This is a genomic window from Vibrio sp. OPT46 (assembly GCF_015163535.1).
GTDB classification, from domain to species: Bacteria; Pseudomonadota; Gammaproteobacteria; order Enterobacterales; family Vibrionaceae; genus Vibrio; species Vibrio alginolyticus.
The window spans coordinates 129,235-129,997 of record NZ_JADDYG010000093.1; the positions used below are offsets into that span (position 1 = coordinate 129,235).

Consider the following 763-nt stretch of genomic DNA (forward strand, 5'->3'; position numbering starts at 1 on the left):
ACTTCTGATAGTAGATTGTTCAGCTTGCTCGTTTACATGCTTTGATAGTGTGTTAATTTGTTGGACCATTTCTCGGCCAACATTGCGATACTCTTTGACAAATGCACGGTACTCGCTATCCGATTTCAAACCTTGATCGTATTGGTTGAAGAAAGCAACTGAGCGCTCTGAATATCGCACATAGGATTCAATTGCTTGGCGAACTTTAACGGCATCGTCACGGAATAGGTTTCGGGCTTCAATTGCGCTTAAATCGGCATCAACTTGCTTTAAGCCTTCTTTCAATTCGGTTAGAAAATTCTCACGACGAGAAGCATCGTAAATAGCGTAAACCGCGCTTATGCGCAGAGGGTAAATTTGGTCGTCAATACTCGCCAATGTGTCTTTGTGAAAAACCAAAGATTCTTGGTTGGAAGCAATAACATCTTGCTCTGCTTGAAGATTGTTTTTAGTAATCCAAAGAGCAATAAACAAAACAATCGCGGTAAATAATACCGGAACCAAAATTTGCGTTCGTACTGACAAATTTTTCAGTGATAACTGCATGACAGGGCCTCAGTTGTATGCGTGATGTCTATATCCAAACAAACTCGAGCAGTGCTTATAACAACGTTACTTTTCGGCAGTTTGAATATCTATGCTTCCTTGCGACGGGATAAATCCCAGACGAATAAACAAGTGGCGAATATTAGAGGTCGATCACACTTTTGTCTAGTACAAAAACTCTCCATTTTCAATCTGTTATTGACAATATCCCGACAGT

Annotated in this window: 1 pseudogene; it reads right to left on the reverse strand. The window is 40.4% G+C overall.

Going from position 1 to position 763, the window contains the following annotated elements:
* Window positions 1-546: pseudogene (locus IQR33_RS04800) on the reverse strand (MCP four helix bundle domain-containing protein); the annotation flags it as partial.
* Window positions 547-763: the final 217 nt, after the last annotated feature.